This is a genomic window from Lunatimonas salinarum (genome assembly GCF_017811155.1).
GTDB classification, from domain to species: Bacteria; Bacteroidota; Bacteroidia; order Cytophagales; family Cyclobacteriaceae; genus Lunatimonas; species Lunatimonas salinarum.
In genome coordinates this window covers 333,701-353,215 of record NZ_JACVCV010000002.1, presented here as the reverse complement: position 1 = coordinate 353,215, position 19,515 = coordinate 333,701, and the positions used below count along the sequence as shown (strand labels likewise).

The following is a 19,515-nucleotide window of genomic DNA, read 5'->3' as shown; positions in this document are numbered from 1 at the left end:
ATGAAGAAAGCAATAAATAACTATACAAGGCTGTTAGCTGCGGGTCTTTTGGTCGGTGCGACTACCGTATCATGCAGTGAGGGATTCCTTGAAACGCAGCCCCAAGGACAATTCAGTACCGTAGGGCTTTCCAACCCACAGGGGGTTGAGGGGATCTTGTTGGGTGCTTATGCCATGGTAGATGGATTTGGACTAGACGGACAATCCAGCTGGAATGGAACCATTGAAAACTGGGTATATGGAGGTGTCGTTTCAGACGATGCATATAAAGGAACCGATGCCGGTGATCAGCCGGAGCAGTCGTTTTTGGAAACGTATGATTTCCAGGCAACCAACCTTCACATTCGTAACAAATGGCGGGCTGTTTACAAGGGTGTGGCGCGTGCAAACGATGCGATCAATACCCTTAAGGATGTAGAGGGAGTCTCGGATCAACGAAGGGCGCAAATTGTCGCCGAAGCCAGGTTTTTGCGTGGATTCTTCCATTTTGAGGCACGGAAAATGTGGAGACGGGCTCCCTACATAGACGACAATGCGTTTGTCTTGGATGACCTAGAGAGTAGTAAAGTGCCAAACGACCGGGAAATATGGCCGGATATAGAGGCGGACTTTGAGGCGGCTATGAATGTGCTGCCGGAAACGCAGACAGATCCAGGTAGACCAACCAAGTGGGCTGCGATGGCTTTTTTAGCCAAAGCGAAAATGTTTCAGGGTTGGAATCAAGATACCGGTGCGGCCAATACCGCAAAGCTGCAAGAAGCCAAGCCGCTTTTGGAAGACATCCTCAACAATGGTGGTTTTTCGCTCGTTCCTACGTTTGAGGAAAACTTCCTCGTAGGAAGAAGAAACAATGAGGAGTCCATATACGAGGTGCAGTACTCCATTTCTTCTGCGACCACTCAGGCCGCAAACGAAGGTACCACGTTGAACTATCCCTATACCGACCCCTGGGGTTGCTGTGGATTCTATCAGCCTACTCAAAACCTGGTAAACGCCTATAGAACCAGTGCCGACGGGTTGCCACTATTGACCTCCTATAACGATGAAAATGTAACCAGTGATGAGGGAATCGCATTGAATGCGCCTTTCACTCCTTATCAAGGTCCCTTGGATCCCCGTTTGGATCACACCGTTGGCAGAAGAGGCATTCTTTACAAAGGGTACAAGATTCACAATAGGGATTTTATCCGCGATCAGGCCTATGCAGGGCCTTACTCACCAAAGAAGCACGTAGCAGAACCAGCATTCTTTGGTATTGGTCCAAACCCCCGATTATCCGCTAATAACTACCGAATCATGCGTTTGGGCATGGTGATTCTTTGGCTCGCTGAGGTGGAGGTAGAGCTGGGTAATTTGGAACGAGCCCGTGAATTGGTCAATTTAATCCGTGCTAGAGCAGCCAATCCTGCCGGGTTTGTGCCTCTTGCGACACAGGGAGCGGAACGAAATGACTTCACCATCGTGGAAGGTCAACCGGCAGCCAATTACGTAATCAGTACCTATGACCAGCCTTGGACGGATCAAGGTGTCGCAAGGGAGGCTGTTCGGATGGAGACACGTCTGGAATTCGCAATGGAAGGTCATCGGTTTTTCGACCTTCAACGATGGGGGGTTGCGGCCGAAGTGCTTTCTGAATACTTGACAGTGGAGCGTACCAGAAGATCCTACCTAAGTCAAGCGCAATTTCAGAAGGGAGTACACGAATACTTCCCCATACCGTTGGAAGCCATCGAGCGTTCTTTTGCAGAGGGCACACCTACACTCACACAGGATCCTGCATTTCCTTAATCAGTGCAGCATTATTTTGAAAAGGCGGGTTTTACCCGCCTTTTCTTTTTATTTCACTTGATTCCAATTATGGGGTGAAATTTGTACATTTGGATTGCGTCTTAGCCTATAGAACCTATTAATTACCTCCTTGAATGTATCCCAATCTATGCTCACTTTCATGGCTTTTAGCTGCTTCTATCATCCTATTTGGATGTGAAGGGCCACATGAATCTCCAGATAAGCTTTTTAGGCTACTGCCTTCGGCGCAAACAGGAATAAGTTTTGCCAACATGATCTCGGAGTCTGACTCCGTGAATATCCTTACAGAGGAGTTTATTTACAACGGAGCGGGAATAGGAGTTGGAGACTTTAACAACGATGGACTACAGGATCTTTTTTTTGCTGGGAATGAAGTGGAAAATAAGCTTTTTTTGAACCAAGGAGCGCTTAGTTTTGAGGAGGTAACCGAGGCAGCTGGAGTAGGGGGCGGCGCTTTTTGGAGTACCGGGGTGACCGTGGTGGACATCAACGGAGATGGATGGATGGACATTTACGTTTGTGCTGCAATGAAGAAGGAAGTGGCTGAGCGCAGGAACCAACTTTTTGTCAATCAAGGTACAAATGAGGAAGGTATTCCGGTGTTCGTAGAGAGGGCCGGAGAATACGGAATAGATGATACCGGGTATAGTATGGCAGCCGTATTTTTTGACTACGATAACGACGGGCTGCTTGACCTGTATGTTCTTAACAACCTGTTGGTAACCTCCCTGCCGGGCGTATACCGGAATAAGATCACTGACGGTTCGGCCGGCAACACAGATCGATTATATAAAAATAACGGGGATGGTTCGTTTAGCGATATTGGATTGAATGCAGGTATTAGGATTGAAGGATATGGTCTAGGTGTCGCCGTGGCGGACTTTAATCAAGATGGGTGGCCGGACATTTACGTCAGCAACGATTACCTATCCAACGATATTCTCTATATCAATCGGCAAGATGGCACGTTTCAAAACGAAATAGAACGGTACATTCGGCATCAAAGCCACTTTTCGATGGGGGTTGATGCCGGTGACATCAATAACGATGGGCTGTTTGACCTATTGACCTTGGACATGTTGGCGGAATCGAATTTTAGGAAGAAGACGACCATCAGTAAGACCTCCTATCAGACCTACGTGCAGAATGAATCATGGGGGTATCAATATCAGTATATTCGTAATATGCTGCATTTGAACAATGGTACTGGAATCCCTTTTAGCGAAATTGGGATGATGGCAGGGGTATATCAGACTGACTGGAGCTGGTCTCCACTTTTGGTCGATGTGGACAATGATGGTTTTCGAGACCTCTTAATTACAAATGGATATCCCCGGGATATTACCGACAAAGATTTCACCAATTTCCGGGCAAATATGGGGGTGTCCGCTCCTGCGAGCCAATTACTTGATTCCATCCCTGTCGTAAAAATCCCCAACTATGCTTTTCAAAATCGGGGTGACCTGACATTTACCGATGTGAGCCACAAATGGGGGCTCGCCCAACCTTCCTTTTCAAATGGGGCTGTCTTCGCAGACCTGGACTTGGACGGAGACTTGGACTATGTGGTAAGCAATATCAACGAAGAGGCTTTTGTGTTTGAAAATACCCTGAATTCTCGGGATTCATCCGGTAATTGGTTGAGAATTAGACTAAATGGTACGGCTTCTAATCCTCAGGGACTAGGTGCCAAGGTGGTGGTTGTGACCGGAAGTGGGGAGCTTCACTATCACGAGCATCAAGTAATGAGGGGATACATGTCCTCAGTGGAAGAAATCGTCCATGTGGGCTTGGGCAAGCAAACGCAGGTAAACGCAGTAAGGGTTTATTGGCAGGAGGGCCTATATCAAGAGGTCGCTGTGCCATCGCCCAATCAGGTGATCGAAGTATCCATAGCGGATGCGGCAGCGATACCGATTTCCCAATTGCCTTTTCCCTTTACACCGAAGAAGGGGCCTGCGGTACTTTTGCAGCTATCGGACTCCTTGGGGTTGGGATTTCAACACGTGGAAAGGGACTATATAGATTATAATTTGCAGCGAACCCTGCCCCATAAGTTGTCGCAGTATGGGCCTTCGCTGGCAGTGGGCGATATACATGGGGATGGCCTGGAAGACCTGCTGATAGGGGGATCAGCAGGATACCCTCCGGCACTTTTCGTGCAGGATGAGCAGGGTCATTTTCAGAAAGAGGTCGGGTTTCTTGATGGTGATAAGCTACCTGAGGATACGGGGTTGCTTCTTTTCGATATGGACAATGATGGCGACTTGGACCTATACCTTGGTAGCGGAAGTATAGAGTATGCCCTGGGGAACGACGTGTACCTGGATAGGATTTATGAAAATGATGGCTCTGGTAATTTTACGAGGTTAAATGGTGCGCTTCCACATAAAGCCATTAGCACTACGTGTGTTCGAGCTGCGGATTTTGATGGGGATGGCTTGTTGGATCTTTTTGTGGGAGGTCGATCCGGACAGAGTCAGTACCCGCTACCCGGTACCAACCTACTTCTTAAGAATACGGGCAGGGGGTTTGAAGATGTCACCGACTCACTTGCACCCGGACTGATGCACATTGGCATGGTGAGTGACGCATTGTGGACGGATGTGAATGGGGATGGTCTATCCGATCTGATGCTTGTAGGAGAATTTATGGATATCACCATCTACCTCAATCAGGGTGGGAGGTTCCAGAAAGCTGAGCGTACGGGTTTGGATAACCTTAGTGGATGGTGGACAGCAATTGCAGCGGGAGATTTTGATAATGACGGAGATATGGACTATGTTGTCGGTAACTGGGGGGTGAATAATTTGTACGGGGTGACGAAACAGCGTCCAATCAAGCTATATGCAAAGGATTTTGACCAAAATCAAAGCTTGGATCCGGTTCTTTTTGCGTATTTCAAGGATCTAGACGGCGGATATCAATCTTTTCCGGTGCATTTTTGGGACGACCTATACGGTCAGAGTCCCCTGTTTAGGCGCAAGTTTCTGAACTACAAAGACTATGGTAAAGCTGCACTGGACGAGGTGCTCGAACCCGATTTGCTGGAAGGTGCTATGGTCTTGACTGCCAATACGTTTAAGAGCGTGTATTTGGATAACAACGGAGAGGGATCCTTTGTATGCAGTGCATTACCAGTAGCCGCACAGATTGGCCCGGTCTATGGAATGCGTGTGGATGATTTAGACGGAGATGGTTTTTTGGATGTGTTACTCATTGGCAATGACTATGGGAACGAGGTCTTTTCAGGTAGGATGGATGCCCATACGGGTCTTTGGTTACAGGGGGATGGTTCGGGGGGATTTGAGGCCAAGGGCTCTATGGAAAGTGGTTTTTTGGTTCCCGGAGATGGGAAAGCACTCGTGAATCTCTGGTTGGGTTCGGATCATGCCCTGTATGCGGCTTCTGAAAATAGGGGAGCGCTGCGAGTATTTTCAGCTCCATTTATTTCCGGTAACCCTGTTTTTGAACCAAAGCAAGGAGATCAATACGCTTTGTTGGAGTGGAAAGATGGTCGTCAGCGAAAGGTTGAGTTTTACCACGGGTCGGGGTTTATGTCCCAGAGTACCCGTAGGCTGGCATTGCCCGCAGGGATCAAACGTTTGAGGATCTTTGGGTTTGATGGGAGCGAGCGACCCCTTAGTCCTTAGGCTATTTATCTTGTGCAGGTTGCTACACAATTCCCTTTTTCCGGTTATCTTTGTGTTTTTATGTTTGAACAGCTTGCATGCCGAAATTAATCCGTATTACCACCGTTCCGCTTTCCTTGAAATTGCTCCTTAGGGGTCAGATGAAGTTTATGAAGTCTGCCGGGTGGGAAGTGCTGTTGGTAAGTTCCGATGGCAAGGAATGGGATCAGGTACTAAAGCAGGAGGGTTGTCCTTACGAAGTGGTGCCATTTACGCGTCAAATAACCCCTTACCAGGACCTAAGGTGTCTTTGGCAGCTATACCAACTTTTTAAAAGGGAAAAGCCGGATATTGTCCATAGCCACACACCCAAAGCAGGTTTATTGTCCATGATCGCTGCCAAGTTGGCGGGTATACCGGTGCGGGTCCACACGCTCGCAGGCTTACCCTACCAAGTGGCCACCGGCACCCGGAGAAGGCTGTTGGTTTGGATGGAAAAAATCACTTTTCGTTCGGCTACCGAGGTCTGGGCCAATGCACATTCGCTCCGTGAACAGATCGTAAAGGAGGGGCTTGTGCCGGAAGAAAAGGTAAAAGTCATCGGTCACGGTTCTTCTAACGGGGTAGATCTGGAGGTTTTTGATCGTTATAATCTTAAGGAGAATAATTTGGTGGCTGCCACGATGCGAATTGTTCCTAGTGAAAGCGACTTCGTGATGCTGGTGGTGGGCAGATTGGTAAAGGACAAGGGCATAGAGGAATTGATTGAAGCTTTTTTGGCCTCAAAGATAGTCAATCGATCCAAATTAGTGTTGCTGGGGTCCTTTGAACAGGACCTGAACCCACTGTCCCGACAGACGATCAACCGAATAAATGATCATCCGCGCATTGTACAGCTGGAATGGACGGATCACGTGGCTTGTTATATGGCCATCGCTGATCTGCTGATTCATCCTTCCCGGAGGGAAGGGTTTCCAAATGTGCTACTTGAAGCTGGAGCCATGTGCTGTCCAATCATTTGCTCCGATATACCGGGCAATCTGGAAATTGTGACGCATAAAAAGACCGGGTTGGTATACCCGGTAAACAACTTTAAAGCGTTGAAGGAGGCCATGGAATTTGCCTATGTAAAGCGGGTGGAAATGCTTTCCTTTGCTGAAAACCTCCGCAGGGAGGTGGCGGAAAAATTTGACCGAAAGCAATTTCAGCAGCGTTTGCTACAGGAATATTACCGGCTTTGGGACAAAGAAATCGCAGGGAATGTTTAAATTCTCCAGATTTTTCACTAATCTCACACATGGTTAATTTTGGTATGAGCGGGACGTGTTGCATATGGAGTAAACGGAGTGTTTGGGTGGTTTCCTTATTACTTTTGGTGGCTTCTTGCGTAAGTAACAAGCGAATAAATTACCTGCAGAACTTGAGTGGCAACGAGGTGATTGAGCTGGACGAGTTCATTCCCTATTCGGATGTAGATTATGAATATGTGTTACAACCCTATGATATCATAGATATCGATTTTGCCTCGCCAAATGAAGAGTTGCTCAAGGCCTTTGAATACCAAGGTGCCAGTAGTGCCCGGGTAGGTGGACGTGGAGGAGGTGCTATGGGCGGCGCTATGGATGTGTTTTATTTCTCGGGATACTCGTTGGATAAGGATGGTTTTGTTCGTATTCCCAAGCTGGGAAACCTTCCTTTAGCCGGTCTTACCGAGGAACAGGCCCGGCAGCAAGTGCAAGAGGAAATCAACCAATATTTTAAAGAAGAAGTGGAAGTAAGGTTGCGGATTGGAGGGATCAGGTTTACGGCTTTGGGGGAATTTGCCAGTGCGGGCACCAAGGTAATCTTAAAAAACCGGGCCACCATTTTTGATGCATTGGCGATGGCCGGCGAGTCAAATATTCTCGCCAAAAAAAATGAACTGTTTATTATCCGTCAGTACGATGGGGGAACCAAGATTCACCAAATCAACCTGAATGACCGGCAGCTGTTGGCATCGCCTTTTTATTTTGTGCAAAACAATGACATTTTATACCTGCAGCCCATGCAGATACGTCAGGTTGGGTCGGGAGATAACATCTCCGCTTCCCTTCAATTGGGGATTTCCATTATCACCGCCGTTTTGTTTATTTACGGTCTCACGTCAGGCATTTTCTAGGTATGGAGAATTTGGATTTATCAAAATTTGACGAACAAGAGAAGCCGATTGATATAAAATACTATATCATCAAATACTCTCGGTATTGGCCTGTATACCTTTTTTTTATATCGGTTGGTCTGTTGGGAGTTTTTTTATTTCATCGCTATACCGTGGAGCGATACGAAGTGAAGGGCAGCGTGATGATCAAGCGCAATGCATCGCCGGAAGTAAGGGTGTTGGATCGGTCGAACATCTTTTCCGCACCGGATAACCTGACCAATGACATCCTGCTATTTGCATCCAAAAACCTCGCGGAGGAAGCGTTAAAAAAGGTACACTTTGATGTAAGCTACTTTGCGGCGACGAACATCAAGGAAATCGAAATGTACAAGCAGTCGCCCATTCGAATAGAGGTAGACTGGGAATATCCTCAACTGGAAGGACAGCGGATGGTTGTCAAAATTCTCTCTGAGGAAGAATTTTTGATAGATCGGGATGAAAATCAGTTTTTGGAATGGTGGAACATTCGCCGATCTCCGGATCGATCGGATGTGGATATTTACGGGAAGGTTTTCAGGTTTGGAGAGGAGGTATCCGGCGCTAGGGCTAAATTTCGCGTCCTGCTCACTAACCCGTCGCGCGTTGGAGGGGAAGTAGGCTTTCAGTTGCATCATCCCAATGCCTTGGTAGACCGATTTGCAGGAAGTGTGGTGGTGCGCCCACTGATCAATTATGGCTCGGTATTGGAAGTCAGCATGGTTACAAAGGTGGTAGAAAAAGGGAGCGATTACGTCAATGCACTGATGGATGCTTTCTTGGAGTATGACCTAAAGGAGAAAAACCGCATTTCGGAAAATGCACTCCATTTTATCGAAGAGCAGCTTTATATCGTAGAGGATTCCCTCAATTCCGTAGAGCGCCGTATGCAACAGTTTAAGGTGGCCAACAAGCTTTTGGATGTGAATGCGGAGTTCGGTGGGGTGCTAAACAATATCCGAAGTCTGGAGGAGAATATTCAGACGATTGATTTTGAACTATCTTACTATAAAACCTTACGCGATTACCTGTTAAAAAAAGGAGAAAGCTACGAAGAAGTGGTAGCCCCTTCTGTGGTTGGGATAGCTGATGGGCTGTTAAATGAGCTGATCTCGCAATTGGTGGATTATTCGCTGCAGCGACGGAAGTTGGTGAGTATCGTCAATAGCAACCACCCGGATGTTACCGTGTTGGATCAGCAAATCCAACGGGTACGGGACAATGTGTTTGAAAATATCCAAAACCTGATCGAAAACACCGAATCCAAAAAGCAGGAAAATTACGAGAAACTAAGGTCATTCGATCAGCAGTTCTCCAAATTGCCTATGGCTGAGTCGACCTACACCAATATTTTCAGAGAGTATAAGCTGCGTGAAAATCTCTACACCTACTTGTTGGAAAAACGTGCGGAGGCGGGCATTGCCAGGGCTTCCAATGTATCAGACAATGCCATCGTCGATTATGCGAAAAAGGGTAGTTTGATATACCCCAAGAAAATGCAAAACTACTCTTATGCCGTAGGGTTGGGATTTTTTATTCCGCTGGCTTTTTTGTTGCTATACCATTACCTGAACAACCGAATCATGGATCAGATTCAGTTGAAAAGTATTCTTAAGATTCCGCTATTGGGTACCATTGGATTCAGCGACAAAGATACCAATCTACTGGTAGCGGAATTTCCGAGGGCATTGGCTTCCGAGTCTTTCCGGTCATTAAGGTCCGCGCTCTTTTATATACGGAGTGAAAAGAAATGTAAAAAAATCTTGGTGACCTCAAGTATCTCAGGAGAAGGCAAGACGTTCATCAGTATCAACATCGCCTCGGCGATGGCGCTGAGTGGTAAGAAAACCTGTCTGATGGGGATGGACTTACGCAAGCCAAAACTCGCGTCCAATATGGGGGTGTCCAACAAGAAGGGATTATCTACTTTTTTGGTGGGCAAGCATGGCTACGAGGAGACAATTCTGGAAACCCAGTATGAAAACCTCTATGTGGTGCCCTCCGGCCCGGTTCCACCCAACCCTTCGGAACTGCTATTGAAGAAGCAGTTGTCGGATTTTTTCGAGTATTTGGAGCATGAATTCGACGTGATTATCATGGACTGTCCCCCGGTGGGTTTGGTTTCCGAAACGATGGATCTCCTGCGATTTTCGGATATCAATCTGTACATTGTTCGGCATGATTACACCCATAAAAACCACTTGTTGATGATCAATGACCTCTACGGCAGCGACCAAGTGAGGGATTTTTACGCTATCTTTAACGGATTGAAAAGCGGTGGAGACACCTACGATTTCGGCGGATACAATTATGGATACGGGTATAACTACTCCTACCTACGTAGGAATAGGTACAGTGGAAGCTATTACGAGGAGGAGCCTCGCGCTAAAAAGAGCTGGTTTGCAAATTGGATCTCAAGGTTTAGGACATAATTTAGCATTTAAATGGAAAAGTCAATTCTGATTACCGGTGGGGCAGGGTTCATCGGATCACATGTCGTCAGACTGTTTGTAAAAAAATACCCTTCATACCGAATCATCAATTTGGATAGCCTGACCTATGCAGGAAACTTGGCCAATCTTTCGGATATCGAAGATGAGCCAAATTATCATTTTGCCAAAGTGGATATTCAAGACGCCGGGGCGCTCGAACGGGTCTTTTCCGAATTTTTGATCACGGATGTAATTCATTTGGCCGCTGAATCACACGTTGACCGGTCCATTACAGATCCTCTGTCCTTTGTAAAAACAAATGTCTTCGGGACGGTAAACTTACTTAATGCGGCCAAAGGCTTCTGGAAGGACCTGGAGGGGCACCTTTTTTACCATATTTCCACCGACGAGGTATACGGTTCACTGCATGACGGGGGATTTTTCCTCGAGACCACGCCCTATGACCCCCAGTCTCCCTATTCGGCCTCCAAAGCAAGTTCCGACCATTTTGTAAGGGCCTATGCCAATACTTATGGTCTTAAAACAGTCATATCCAATTGTTCAAATAATTATGGGCCGAATCAGTTTCCTGAAAAGTTGATTCCATTGTGCATTCACAATATCAAAAATGAAAAGCCGCTACCGGTTTACGGAAAGGGCGAGAATGTTAGAGATTGGCTATATGTAGAGGATCATGCGCGTGCCATCGATGTTATTTTCCATGCAGGTGTAATCAACGACACCTTTAATATTGGAGGATTTAACGAGTGGAAAAATATTGATATCGTTCGTTTATTGTGCCAGATTATGGACCGCAAACTGGGAAGGGAAATCGGGTCCTCAGAGAAGCTGATTACCTTCGTGAAAGACCGGGCGGGGCATGATCTTAGGTATGCCATTGATGCCACTAAAATTCAACGGGAATTGGGTTGGGAACCGAGTCTTACCTTTGAGGTGGGTATTGAAAAGACGGTAGACTGGTATCTCGGCAATGAAGCCTGGCTTAATGGGGTTACTTCCGGAGACTATCAGAAGTATTATGCAGAACATTACGGCTAGGGTAGTCCAAAAGTGGGTTTTTTCCAGATAAATTGAAACATCTACCAATTCATTTTAAGCGATTTGATTAGAACATTTGGCAAACAAAATATGCGGTTCAAACAATGAAACAATACCACGAATTATTGCAGCACATCTTGGAAAATGGGGTGGAAAAGGGCGATCGTACCGGTACCGGTACCCGCAGTGTGTTTGGATATCAAATGCGCTTTGACCTTAGCGAAGGATTTCCACTATTGACCACCAAAAAGCTCCATATTCGGTCTATTCTCCACGAGCTCTTGTGGTTTCTCCAGGGAGACACCAATATTGCTTACCTGAAAAGGCACAATGTATCTATCTGGGACGAGTGGGCGGATTCGAATGGCGACTTGGGGCCGGTATACGGATATCAATGGCGGCATTGGCCGGACGGAAAGGGCGGGGAGATCGATCAGATCAGAAACCTCATCCATCAGATCAGGACCAATCCAAACTCCCGTCGCCTAATCGTAAGTGCATGGAACGTAGCGGATGTAGACCAAATGGCCCTGCCACCCTGTCACCTCCTGTTTCAGTTTTACGTCGCCCAAGGGAAGCTTTCCTGTCAGTTGTATCAGCGCAGCGCGGATGTGTTTTTGGGGGTTCCTTTTAATATCGCTTCGTATGCGATCTTTGTCCATATGATTGCTCAGGTATGCGACCTAGGCGTAGGCGAGTTTATTCACACCTTTGGGGATGCGCACCTGTACAATAATCATCTGGACCAGGCCAAGTTACAGTTGTCCCGGGATTGTAGGCCTTTGCCAACGCTCAAGCTAAACCCATCGGTGAAGGATATTTTCGGCTTTGCCTTTGAGGATTTTGAAATAGTCGATTACAACCCCCATCCCCATATCAAAGCGGCCGTTTCGGTTTGATTTTTTTTGGAGGTCCGGTTCCTTAGATAGAAAGTTATTTCCATAAAATTCGGAAAACGACATTTTTAATTCTAATTTTTATTTAAATTTGTTGTTTTTTTAAAATAATTTTTTGTAGGTTTATAAAAATGATCAATTTTCAGCTTTTTAATCACTCTCATTTTTTCGGTAGTAGTTAGTTGTCATTTTATCCCTCACATCGTTCCGCACCCAAATTCTTGGGGTGCTTATCCATACTATAGGCGATCGCCGAAAAGCCTTGATAGAGTAGGTTACCAAAATAAACCAAAAAAACCATGGCAGAGAACACCGTTCAATTGAATTCCCCCGCTAAAAACCCCAACAACGTGGAGGCTAAGAAGTATTATATCTTTAATGAAACGGGGAATATCATGATGGCAAGTACGGTAGATTCCGGAACACCGATCACCAAGGAGGTACAGGATGTTTTTGCAGAGGTTTCGGTATTTTTTGCCGGCATGTCCAGGGCGATAACGACCACGATCAACCCAGATACGGGTAAGCCATTTTCGCTTTACAATTATACTGCGTTGGAGCGCATTATCAGCGGATCCGGTCTTTTTGTACACGTTACAGAGACCGATTTAAGTTACGAAAGCCATCAGTGGGGAGCCAATTTCAGCAAAGAGCTGTTGGAAGCATTGCTCGGCCTTGCCACCGGAGCCGGCGCAATGAGTTTTGCAACTGCAATGATTTCGTCGATCGGCCAAGAGGGTCTCAATATTTCCGGTTCGAGCTCTCGTTCGGACAGTAAAGTGGGAAATATCGTCTTTGTGTGTGAATACTTGTTGGGTATGCCCTCCGTCAGTGCGATTGTAGTGTATGCAGATGCCAATTCGCATAAGCAACAGCTAAGCATTGGTCCTTGTTTTAAGGAAAGTTCGGTCACAACGAAGTGGATAATGCACAAGGATACCTATCTTTTTGTAACTCCGACTTTCATTCGCCAATACGCAGGTGACTTGGATTCTGTCAATATGAATCCCGAGTACATGGAGATGATCAGCTGGTTTAGTGGATTACTTTTGCAAACCCCTTCGGTTAAAAGCGTGGTGGATTCCTCTACTCCTAATGAAAACCTACCCTCTGGAACAGCTTTGGCGAAGGGTACCACGTACCTGTTGCTTGGTCAATTTCTTGGTTCTGAAAAAGGATCCCTTAAGTTTTCAGAGGATGGATCAAAGGGCAAGCTCACCGTGGGAACATGGGGAACGAACGAAGTGCAGTTTACCGTGGATGGCGTACAAACGACCGCCTCTTCCATCCAAGTCTTGGATAAATCCGGTAAGGCCCTGGCCACCACACCTCAGACATTTACCATCGCTTGATTTCGAGCCCCAGTTAAGGCCTTGCTGCCGACTGGCATGTAAATCCCGATTACGGGCTATTTTAACAAAGCCAGATTTGACTGGTTTTCAAAGCCGTGTATTTACCACTTTCAAAGCGCCTCATGGGGCATGCCAACGATTATCATCTGATCAATGCCTCGGGAAATATCCTGATTCGGACCACTGCTCCTCCCAGTCAACTCCTTCCCGAGGAGCTAAGGGAGGAGTTTTCCAACGCCTCATTGCTCTTGTCGGCCATGACGGTTGCCTTGAGCAGAACGGTAAATCCGATCTCGGGCCATTTCTTTTCGTTATTCAACTACCACGGAATAGAGCGGATCTTGTCCGGGTCGGGTAGGTTTACAAAAATTACTGAAGATTTCATAACCTACAGGGCATACCATAGTTCATATGAATTTGGGAGGCGCCTTTTCCGAAAACTGTTGGGGGTTTCCCTAGAACAGGATGCGGCATCGGTAGTTTTGGCTATTCTAAACTCCTTGGGCAAGGAAGCCCTGCGCATGTCGCAACAGCTCCATCCGCAGGAGTTCAATGTAGGTCATATGATGCTGGTGTTAGAAAATTTGGCTGGGGTGTCAAGCGTTACCATCAAATTGTTCTATTTTAATGCCCATGTCCATTCCAAGCAGATACGTTCCGAACCCTGCAGAAAAAATCGATGGCACAGGTCCAAGTGGGATGTCACCGTAGAAACCTACGCCTTTAAGCCGCATTAGAGATACTGAGCCGTTTCAGAACTCCTAGATAGGAAGCAAAGGAGGTAGGTAACTAGAACGCTTTTCTGAAAGTAAAAGGGCGAATGAATTGTTCTATGTTCAAAAACAGTTGTATTCAAAAGTCCTCCCGATTGATTGGTCATGGAAGGGAGAAAATGGGTTCGATGGATGCGATAGGAGAGGTGTCAAATAGACGATCCCCAAACCGCTCAATATATGAGATCCCGGTAACGTTCGTAGTAAATACCTGTTCAGCTTCCCTCAGTGCCTCAGGGCGAAAGGATCCCTCTTGGATCGACATGTTTTGTTCAGTTAAGTGGTCAATCAGCGCCCGCCTCCCCACGCCTGCTATGCAATTATGGGTTAGCGAAGGGGTGTAGTAAGTGCTTTGTGTTACCCAAAAGAGGTTCGCTGCGCCTGCCTCGGAGAGGTATCCTTCAGCATCCAACAGTAGGATTTCATCCAGGCCTAGATTGGTGCGTTCGATGTTTGCCATTACGTAAGGCAGGGCGTTTAGCGTTTTGCAGTTGGCCCAAGGGTTTGGGTTGAGTCTTAAGGTCCGGCAGATAGCAGCCTCTCGTTTGATGTGCGGAGCAGGGCTAAATGGCTGTATATAGATCGATTCCCTGATGCCGGAGATATCAGGTGTATATTTCCCCAGTCCGTCGCGATAGATATTCCAGCGGACTCTCCAATAGCCCGCAGAGCCCAGTTTGCGTTGGAGGAAAAGCTCTAGATCTGACCAATGGTTCAGTTCGTTTATCGGCAACTGCAATACCCGCAGCCCCTCACTCAAACGCGCAAAATGCTGCTTGCCAAAACGTATTTTGCCGTTTATGAATACCATGGTTTCAAAGATGCCGTCCCCGAAGAAAGCTGCCCGGTTAGGCCGTTTGTCTTCAAGCCAGCCGGCGGAACCATCTTTTTCTAAATAGAGTGTATCAAATCCGCTCACTTTGGTGTTCGTTTTCGTTCAAATGAATGCCCACTTCGAAATGCAAGTTGTATTTTCTAAATAAAGAGCGGTTTTAATTGGTCATAACGCCCATTTATTGTTTATTTTGTAAAGTTACACAAGAATTTAGTGTGCTAGCATGGAAGTTGTGATTAACGGCTCAACCGTTAGCAGTAAACCAGTTACCTTAAGCTTTGGATTTATGCAAAAAAATTTTTTACTGACTTTTTCTTGCTTGATTTGGATGTTCAGTTCTGCTGCTCAGACAGGAGACCCGGTAGGTCCGCTGACTTTGCAGCAATGCATCGAAATAGCGCTCGAAAATAACTTGACGCTCCAGCGCAGCAGGTTGAACTTATCCAATTCAGAAGCGGCGATGCTGGAAGCGCAGGGACAGATGATTCCTTCCTTTTCTTCCTCCTTATCTTCCGGATTTCGTTGGGGAAGGTCTATCAACCCCGTTACGAATTTATTCGAAACCCGCCGCATCGGCAATGTCAACATCTCCGCTAGTGGAAATGTACCCCTTTACGCGGGGCGTCAGATCGTAAACCGGATCGAACAAGCCAAGACGCAGGTGGAGATCGGCCGCCTAAATGTGGCTACAGCAGAAAATGACATTCAGCTGAATGTGATAAACCTGTTTGTAAATGTGGCCTTTGCCAAGGAGCAGGTGAATATCGCCCAATCCCAATTGCGTACTGTGTCCGAGCAGGTGGAGCGTACGAGCCGACTGGTTACTGCCGGGGCGTTGCCGATTGCTGACCTGTTGGATCTGGAAGCACAAAAGGCAACAACCGAACTCGAACTGATCAATGCCGGCAATAACCACCGCATCGCCAGGCTGAATCTGTCCCAACAGCTATTAATTCCCTTTACCGATGAGTTTGACATCGAAGTACCCGAGCTGGATATCGCGGGATTGGAGATGGTGGGTGCCGGTGTGGCCGAAATCTATGGTACAGCGGTGGGTATCCTTCCTCAGGTCAAGGCGTCAGAGCTGGAAGTAAACAGTGCCGAAATTGGAATACGCTTGGCAAAAGGTGCATTTATGCCCACGCTGGGGCTAAATGCAAACGTATTTTCCAACTACGTGGATCAAACTACCTTTGGTACCGCCGACCCCTTGCTTCGGCAGTTTGAGAATAACCTCTCCCAATCCATGAACATGGCATTGAACATTCCCATCTTTTCGCAATTTCGAAACCGTGCAGGCCTGCAGCGGGCACGTATTCAGAAGCGTTTGAGTGAAATTCAGGAAGTGGAGGTCAAAAATCAACTGCGTCAGGACATCGAAACAGCCTACACGTCAGCTTATGCGGCCAGGCAGTCTTTTGAGAGTTCCACCAAGCGTGTGGAGGCTCTGGAGGAGTCGTTTCGAATGGCCACGCAACGCTTTGAGGTAGGGGGAATCAATGCGGTGGATTATCAGGTGGCGCAAAATAACCTTTTTAATGCGCAGGCCGACCTGATTACTTCCAAGTATGAATACGTTTTTAGAGTTAAAGTGCTGGACTTCTATTTGGGAAGACCGCTTTCGTTAAATTAAACTGTCTCATGGCAAAAAAGAAATCAAATAAAGTGCTATTCATCCTCTTGGGAGTGATTGCAGTGCTTATAGTAGGAATTCTCATCGGAAAGTCTCAAGGGTGGATCGGTGGCCCCAAGGAAATTGATGTGGAGGTGGCCAAGGTAGGCTTCAAGGATATCACGGAGAAGGTGAGTTCCTCCGGGGTAGTGCAGCCGGAAACCGAGGTGAAATTAAGCCCCGATGTGGCAGGGGAGATCATCGAACTCAATGTCATGGAGGGAGACTCGGTAAAAGTCAATGACTTACTGGTTAAGATTCGTCCCGACAATTTTATTTCTGCACTTGACAGGGCCAGAGCTACGCTAAATCAACAGATGGCCAATTTGGCGCAGTCCAAGGCGGCATTAAAGCGTTCAGAAGCCGTCTTTACCCGGGCACAGTTGGAATATGATCGGAACTTGAGTCTGTACCGGGATAAGGTGATCTCTGATGCAGATTTCGAACAGATCAATTCTAACTACCTCTCGGCAAAAAATGACTTGGATGCCGCCGAACAGACGGTATTGGCGGCAGAATTTGTGGTGAAGAGTGCTCAGGCCACGGTAGACGAGGCCGCTGAAAATCTTCGACTGACGAATGTGTATTCCCCCACCAATGGAATCGTTTCCAAATTACTGGTAGAAAAGGGCGAGCGTGTGGTGGGTACCGCGCAGATGGCCGGTACCGAAATGCTACGTATCGCCGATCTTTCCCGCATGGAGGTTCGAGTCAATGTCAACGAAAACGACATCGTGCGCATCTCCATGGACGATGACGTCATCATCGATGTAGACTCCTATGCCTTTAGTGGCAAACGCTTTGCCGGCAAGGTTACAGCCATCGCCAATTCGGCCAATGAAAAGGCAAGTGCAGATGCAGTAACGGAGTTTGAAGTGCGGATCCGTATCTTAAACGATTCCTACGAGGATCTGATAACCGAGAGTAACCCTTATCCCTTCCGTCCAGGAATGACGGCATCGGTAGAGATATTGACCAATCGGAAGGAAAATGTGTTGGCTGTACCCTTGGCCTCGGTTACTACCCGGGAGGATCAAACGGAGGAGTCTACCAACGGGGCCGCTAAGTTGAAGGAGCTGGTTTTTGTGAAAGAAGGAAACCTAGCCAAGATGGTGCAGGTGAAAACCGGCATATCAGACTTTGACAACATAGAAATACTCGAAGGCCTACAGGAAGGACAGGAAATTATCACAGGGCCGTATTTTGTGGTGAGCAAGCAGCTCGAAGACCAAAAACCGGTAAAAGTCGCACCGAAAAAGGATTCCAACTAACCGACGCTTGGTCTCGAATTCAAGCTGAGCTGAAAAAAAACAAAAGGAACCCAAGAGGGTTCCTTTTTTGGGGTTTATCTTTAACTGACTTCAGCTATTATTGCTTCAAGAAATGCATTACGAGGCAAAACTCTCACTTCTAAAATCTCACTAAACTAATAAAATTCTACCACATGGGGGAAATTTTTTTAATGAATTTTTAGGAATTAAAATAAGAAGCAATATTATTTTAAAAATGGTAAAAATGCAGAAAATATTTTTGACGACTTATTTTTTGGTTTAGAACTACGAAAAATTATTAGGTGTGTATACATCATTTTTTTACGGATTTATAGGCCTCCATCAGTTCTCCGTATAGGTGCTGCTGCAGTTGGAGATGTTGCTGGGGGGTGAGCTCGGGTGCCTTATGCGCATGGTGGTGGTCGTGCCCTTGGTGATCGTGGTCGTGGGTGTGTTCAAACCCGGGAACCTCCACAAAGCTATTGTCCCATTCCTCTAGAAAAGCTCTCAGCTCATCATACTGGGTGGGAGCGAGGTGCTCCGCTGACTTTAGAAGGTTTTCAAGTTTTTCCCGAATGGCCAGGGATTTTTCATGAAACGAATACGCTTCTTGAAGCTGTTTTTCCTGTGTAGTATCGTTGCAGCCTACCAATAGATACAGTAACCAAATGAGGATAGGTGATGATTTCATGTTTTTTTCTTTGCAAATTAAGCCATTTGTTCTTTTTATGCAATAATGTTGCATGTATATTTGCAGGATGATAGGAGGAATTGCGTTTGGCGCTGCGCTGCTTAGTGCCCTGGCGGTGGGGTTGGTTTCGTTGGTGGGACTGGTTTATCAGCTAGTGAACAGGACGTTTGTTAACCAGGCCTTACCCTGGCTATTGGCGTTGACGGCCGGCATGCTTCTAGGCAACGTCTTTTTTCACTTGCTTCCGGAGGCAAGCCACGAATCCCTGGAGCCCTACCCTGTTGTGTTGGGTTTTTTGGGAGGGGCTTTGGTGTTTTGGATGTTGGATGGCCTATTTCACCGCCGGCATCGTGAGGTGGGTAACCCTCACGGGTCGCTAGGGTACCTGACACTGGTCGGTGATGGCTTTCATAATTTCATCGACGGCCTGGTAATTGGTACCAGTTACTTGATTCACGTGGAATTGGGCATGGCAACTACGCTGGCCGTCTTGCTTCACGAGCTTCCACAGGAATTGGGTGAGTCAGGTACCCTGGTATACAGTGGCTTTACGCCCAAGAAGGTTGTTCGCCTAAATATGCTGGTGTCTCTTACAGCGGTACTTGGTGTACTCGTGTCATTTGGCATGCAACACTGGCTGCTGATTTCTCCGGCACTCCTATTGGCATTTACGGCTGGGGGATTTCTCTATGTGGCTCTGGGCCGGCTTTTGCCCGAGCTTTTTCGAAAGAGTCGATTGGCACGGGTACGGGTTTCCTACGTGGCGGTACTCTGCCTGGGGCTGGCGATGGTGTTTGGCATCCAAAAGATACAGCCCCACGTGCACCATCAGGCACCTAAAACCCATCATTTCCATACCGCCCCCTTTGGTTTTGTGCAACGTCCTTGATAGCGTATCTCTCTTGATTTTTTTTAAC

At 46.9% G+C, this 19,515-nt stretch carries 14 protein-coding genes; 12 read left to right on the top strand and 2 right to left on the bottom strand.

Annotated features, from left to right (window positions below):
- From IAQ59_RS03390 to IAQ59_RS03350, 9 genes are all read left to right on the top strand, one after another.
- A complete protein-coding gene (locus IAQ59_RS03390) occupies positions 1-1,788 on the top strand; it encodes a RagB/SusD family nutrient uptake outer membrane protein (RefSeq protein WP_209329364.1) in 1,788 nt (595 codons plus the stop codon).
- Between the two features lie 134 nt (positions 1,789-1,922).
- On the top strand, positions 1,923-5,462 hold the full coding sequence (locus IAQ59_RS03385) for a VCBS repeat-containing protein (RefSeq protein ID WP_209329363.1): 3,540 nt from the start codon (positions 1,923-1,925) through the stop codon (positions 5,460-5,462).
- 77 nt (positions 5,463-5,539) lie between these two features.
- Complete coding sequence (locus IAQ59_RS03380; protein WP_209329362.1) at positions 5,540-6,709, top strand: glycosyltransferase family 4 protein; 1,170 nt, start codon at positions 5,540-5,542, stop codon at positions 6,707-6,709.
- 44 nt (positions 6,710-6,753) lie between these two features.
- Positions 6,754-7,599, top strand: coding sequence for a polysaccharide biosynthesis/export family protein (locus IAQ59_RS03375; RefSeq protein ID WP_209329361.1), 846 nt, complete (start codon positions 6,754-6,756; stop codon positions 7,597-7,599).
- A gap of 2 nt (positions 7,600-7,601) precedes the next feature.
- Positions 7,602-10,049: a GumC family protein gene (locus IAQ59_RS03370; RefSeq protein WP_209329360.1), complete on the top strand. Its 2,448-nt coding sequence runs from the start codon at positions 7,602-7,604 to the stop codon at positions 10,047-10,049.
- 12 nt (positions 10,050-10,061) lie between these two features.
- Positions 10,062-11,108, top strand: a complete 1,047-nt coding sequence (rfbB, locus tag IAQ59_RS03365; RefSeq protein WP_209329359.1) for a dTDP-glucose 4,6-dehydratase — start codon at positions 10,062-10,064, stop codon at positions 11,106-11,108.
- A 104-nt stretch (positions 11,109-11,212) separates the two neighbouring features.
- Entirely contained in the window at positions 11,213-12,007 is a 795-nt protein-coding gene (locus IAQ59_RS03360) for a thymidylate synthase (RefSeq protein ID WP_209329358.1), read from the top strand.
- 296 nt (positions 12,008-12,303) lie between these two features.
- Positions 12,304-13,356 (top strand): hypothetical protein, encoded by a 1,053-nt coding sequence (locus IAQ59_RS03355; protein ID WP_209329357.1) that lies wholly within the window; start codon positions 12,304-12,306, stop codon positions 13,354-13,356.
- 122 nt (positions 13,357-13,478) lie between these two features.
- Complete coding sequence (locus IAQ59_RS03350) at positions 13,479-14,093, top strand: hypothetical protein (RefSeq protein ID WP_209329356.1); 615 nt, start codon at positions 13,479-13,481, stop codon at positions 14,091-14,093.
- A gap of 139 nt (positions 14,094-14,232) precedes the next feature.
- Here IAQ59_RS03350 and IAQ59_RS03345 read toward each other — a convergent pair whose 3' ends face one another.
- Positions 14,233-15,048, bottom strand: coding sequence for an aminotransferase class IV (locus IAQ59_RS03345; protein ID WP_209329355.1), 816 nt, complete (start codon positions 15,046-15,048; stop codon positions 14,233-14,235).
- A gap of 202 nt (positions 15,049-15,250) precedes the next feature.
- Here IAQ59_RS03345 and IAQ59_RS03340 point away from each other — a divergent pair, with 202 nt between their 5' ends.
- Both IAQ59_RS03340 and IAQ59_RS03335 read left to right on the top strand, forming a co-directional pair.
- Entirely contained in the window at positions 15,251-16,597 is a 1,347-nt protein-coding gene (locus tag IAQ59_RS03340; protein ID WP_209329354.1) for a TolC family protein, read from the top strand.
- Between the two features lie 8 nt (positions 16,598-16,605).
- Positions 16,606-17,907, top strand: coding sequence for an efflux RND transporter periplasmic adaptor subunit (locus IAQ59_RS03335; protein ID WP_209329353.1), 1,302 nt, complete (start codon positions 16,606-16,608; stop codon positions 17,905-17,907).
- Positions 17,908-18,220: 313 nt separating this feature from the next.
- Here the strand turns inward: IAQ59_RS03335 and IAQ59_RS03330 are convergent, their stop codons facing one another.
- Positions 18,221-18,598 (bottom strand): hypothetical protein, encoded by a 378-nt coding sequence (locus tag IAQ59_RS03330; RefSeq protein WP_209329352.1) that lies wholly within the window; start codon positions 18,596-18,598, stop codon positions 18,221-18,223.
- Between the two features lie 67 nt (positions 18,599-18,665).
- Between IAQ59_RS03330 and IAQ59_RS03325 the strand changes: the two genes are divergently transcribed.
- A complete protein-coding gene (locus tag IAQ59_RS03325) occupies positions 18,666-19,487 on the top strand; it encodes a ZIP family metal transporter (RefSeq protein ID WP_209329351.1) in 822 nt (273 codons plus the stop codon).
- Positions 19,488-19,515 lie beyond the last annotated feature (28 nt).

Excerpts from the sequence above, each read along its gene's own strand:
- IAQ59_RS03390 (WP_209329364.1), top strand. The coding sequence starts at position 1 with ATGAAGAAAGCAATAAATAACTATACAAGGCTGTTAGCTGCGGGTCTT.
- IAQ59_RS03385 (WP_209329363.1), top strand. The coding sequence starts at position 1,923 with ATGTATCCCAATCTATGCTCACTTTCATGGCTTTTAGCTGCTTCTATC.
- IAQ59_RS03380 (WP_209329362.1), top strand. The coding sequence starts at position 5,540 with ATGCCGAAATTAATCCGTATTACCACCGTTCCGCTTTCCTTGAAATTG.
- IAQ59_RS03375 (WP_209329361.1), top strand. The coding sequence starts at position 6,754 with ATGAGCGGGACGTGTTGCATATGGAGTAAACGGAGTGTTTGGGTGGTT.
- IAQ59_RS03370 (WP_209329360.1), top strand. The coding sequence starts at position 7,602 with ATGGAGAATTTGGATTTATCAAAATTTGACGAACAAGAGAAGCCGATT.
- rfbB (WP_209329359.1), top strand. The coding sequence starts at position 10,062 with ATGGAAAAGTCAATTCTGATTACCGGTGGGGCAGGGTTCATCGGATCA.
- IAQ59_RS03360 (WP_209329358.1), top strand. The coding sequence starts at position 11,213 with ATGAAACAATACCACGAATTATTGCAGCACATCTTGGAAAATGGGGTG.
- IAQ59_RS03355 (WP_209329357.1), top strand. The coding sequence starts at position 12,304 with ATGGCAGAGAACACCGTTCAATTGAATTCCCCCGCTAAAAACCCCAAC.
- IAQ59_RS03350 (WP_209329356.1), top strand. The coding sequence starts at position 13,479 with ATGGGGCATGCCAACGATTATCATCTGATCAATGCCTCGGGAAATATC.
- IAQ59_RS03340 (WP_209329354.1), top strand. The coding sequence starts at position 15,251 with ATGCAAAAAAATTTTTTACTGACTTTTTCTTGCTTGATTTGGATGTTC.
- IAQ59_RS03335 (WP_209329353.1), top strand. The coding sequence starts at position 16,606 with ATGGCAAAAAAGAAATCAAATAAAGTGCTATTCATCCTCTTGGGAGTG.
- IAQ59_RS03330 (WP_209329352.1), bottom strand. The coding sequence starts at position 18,598 with ATGAAATCATCACCTATCCTCATTTGGTTACTGTATCTATTGGTAGGC.
- IAQ59_RS03325 (WP_209329351.1), top strand. The coding sequence starts at position 18,666 with ATGATAGGAGGAATTGCGTTTGGCGCTGCGCTGCTTAGTGCCCTGGCG.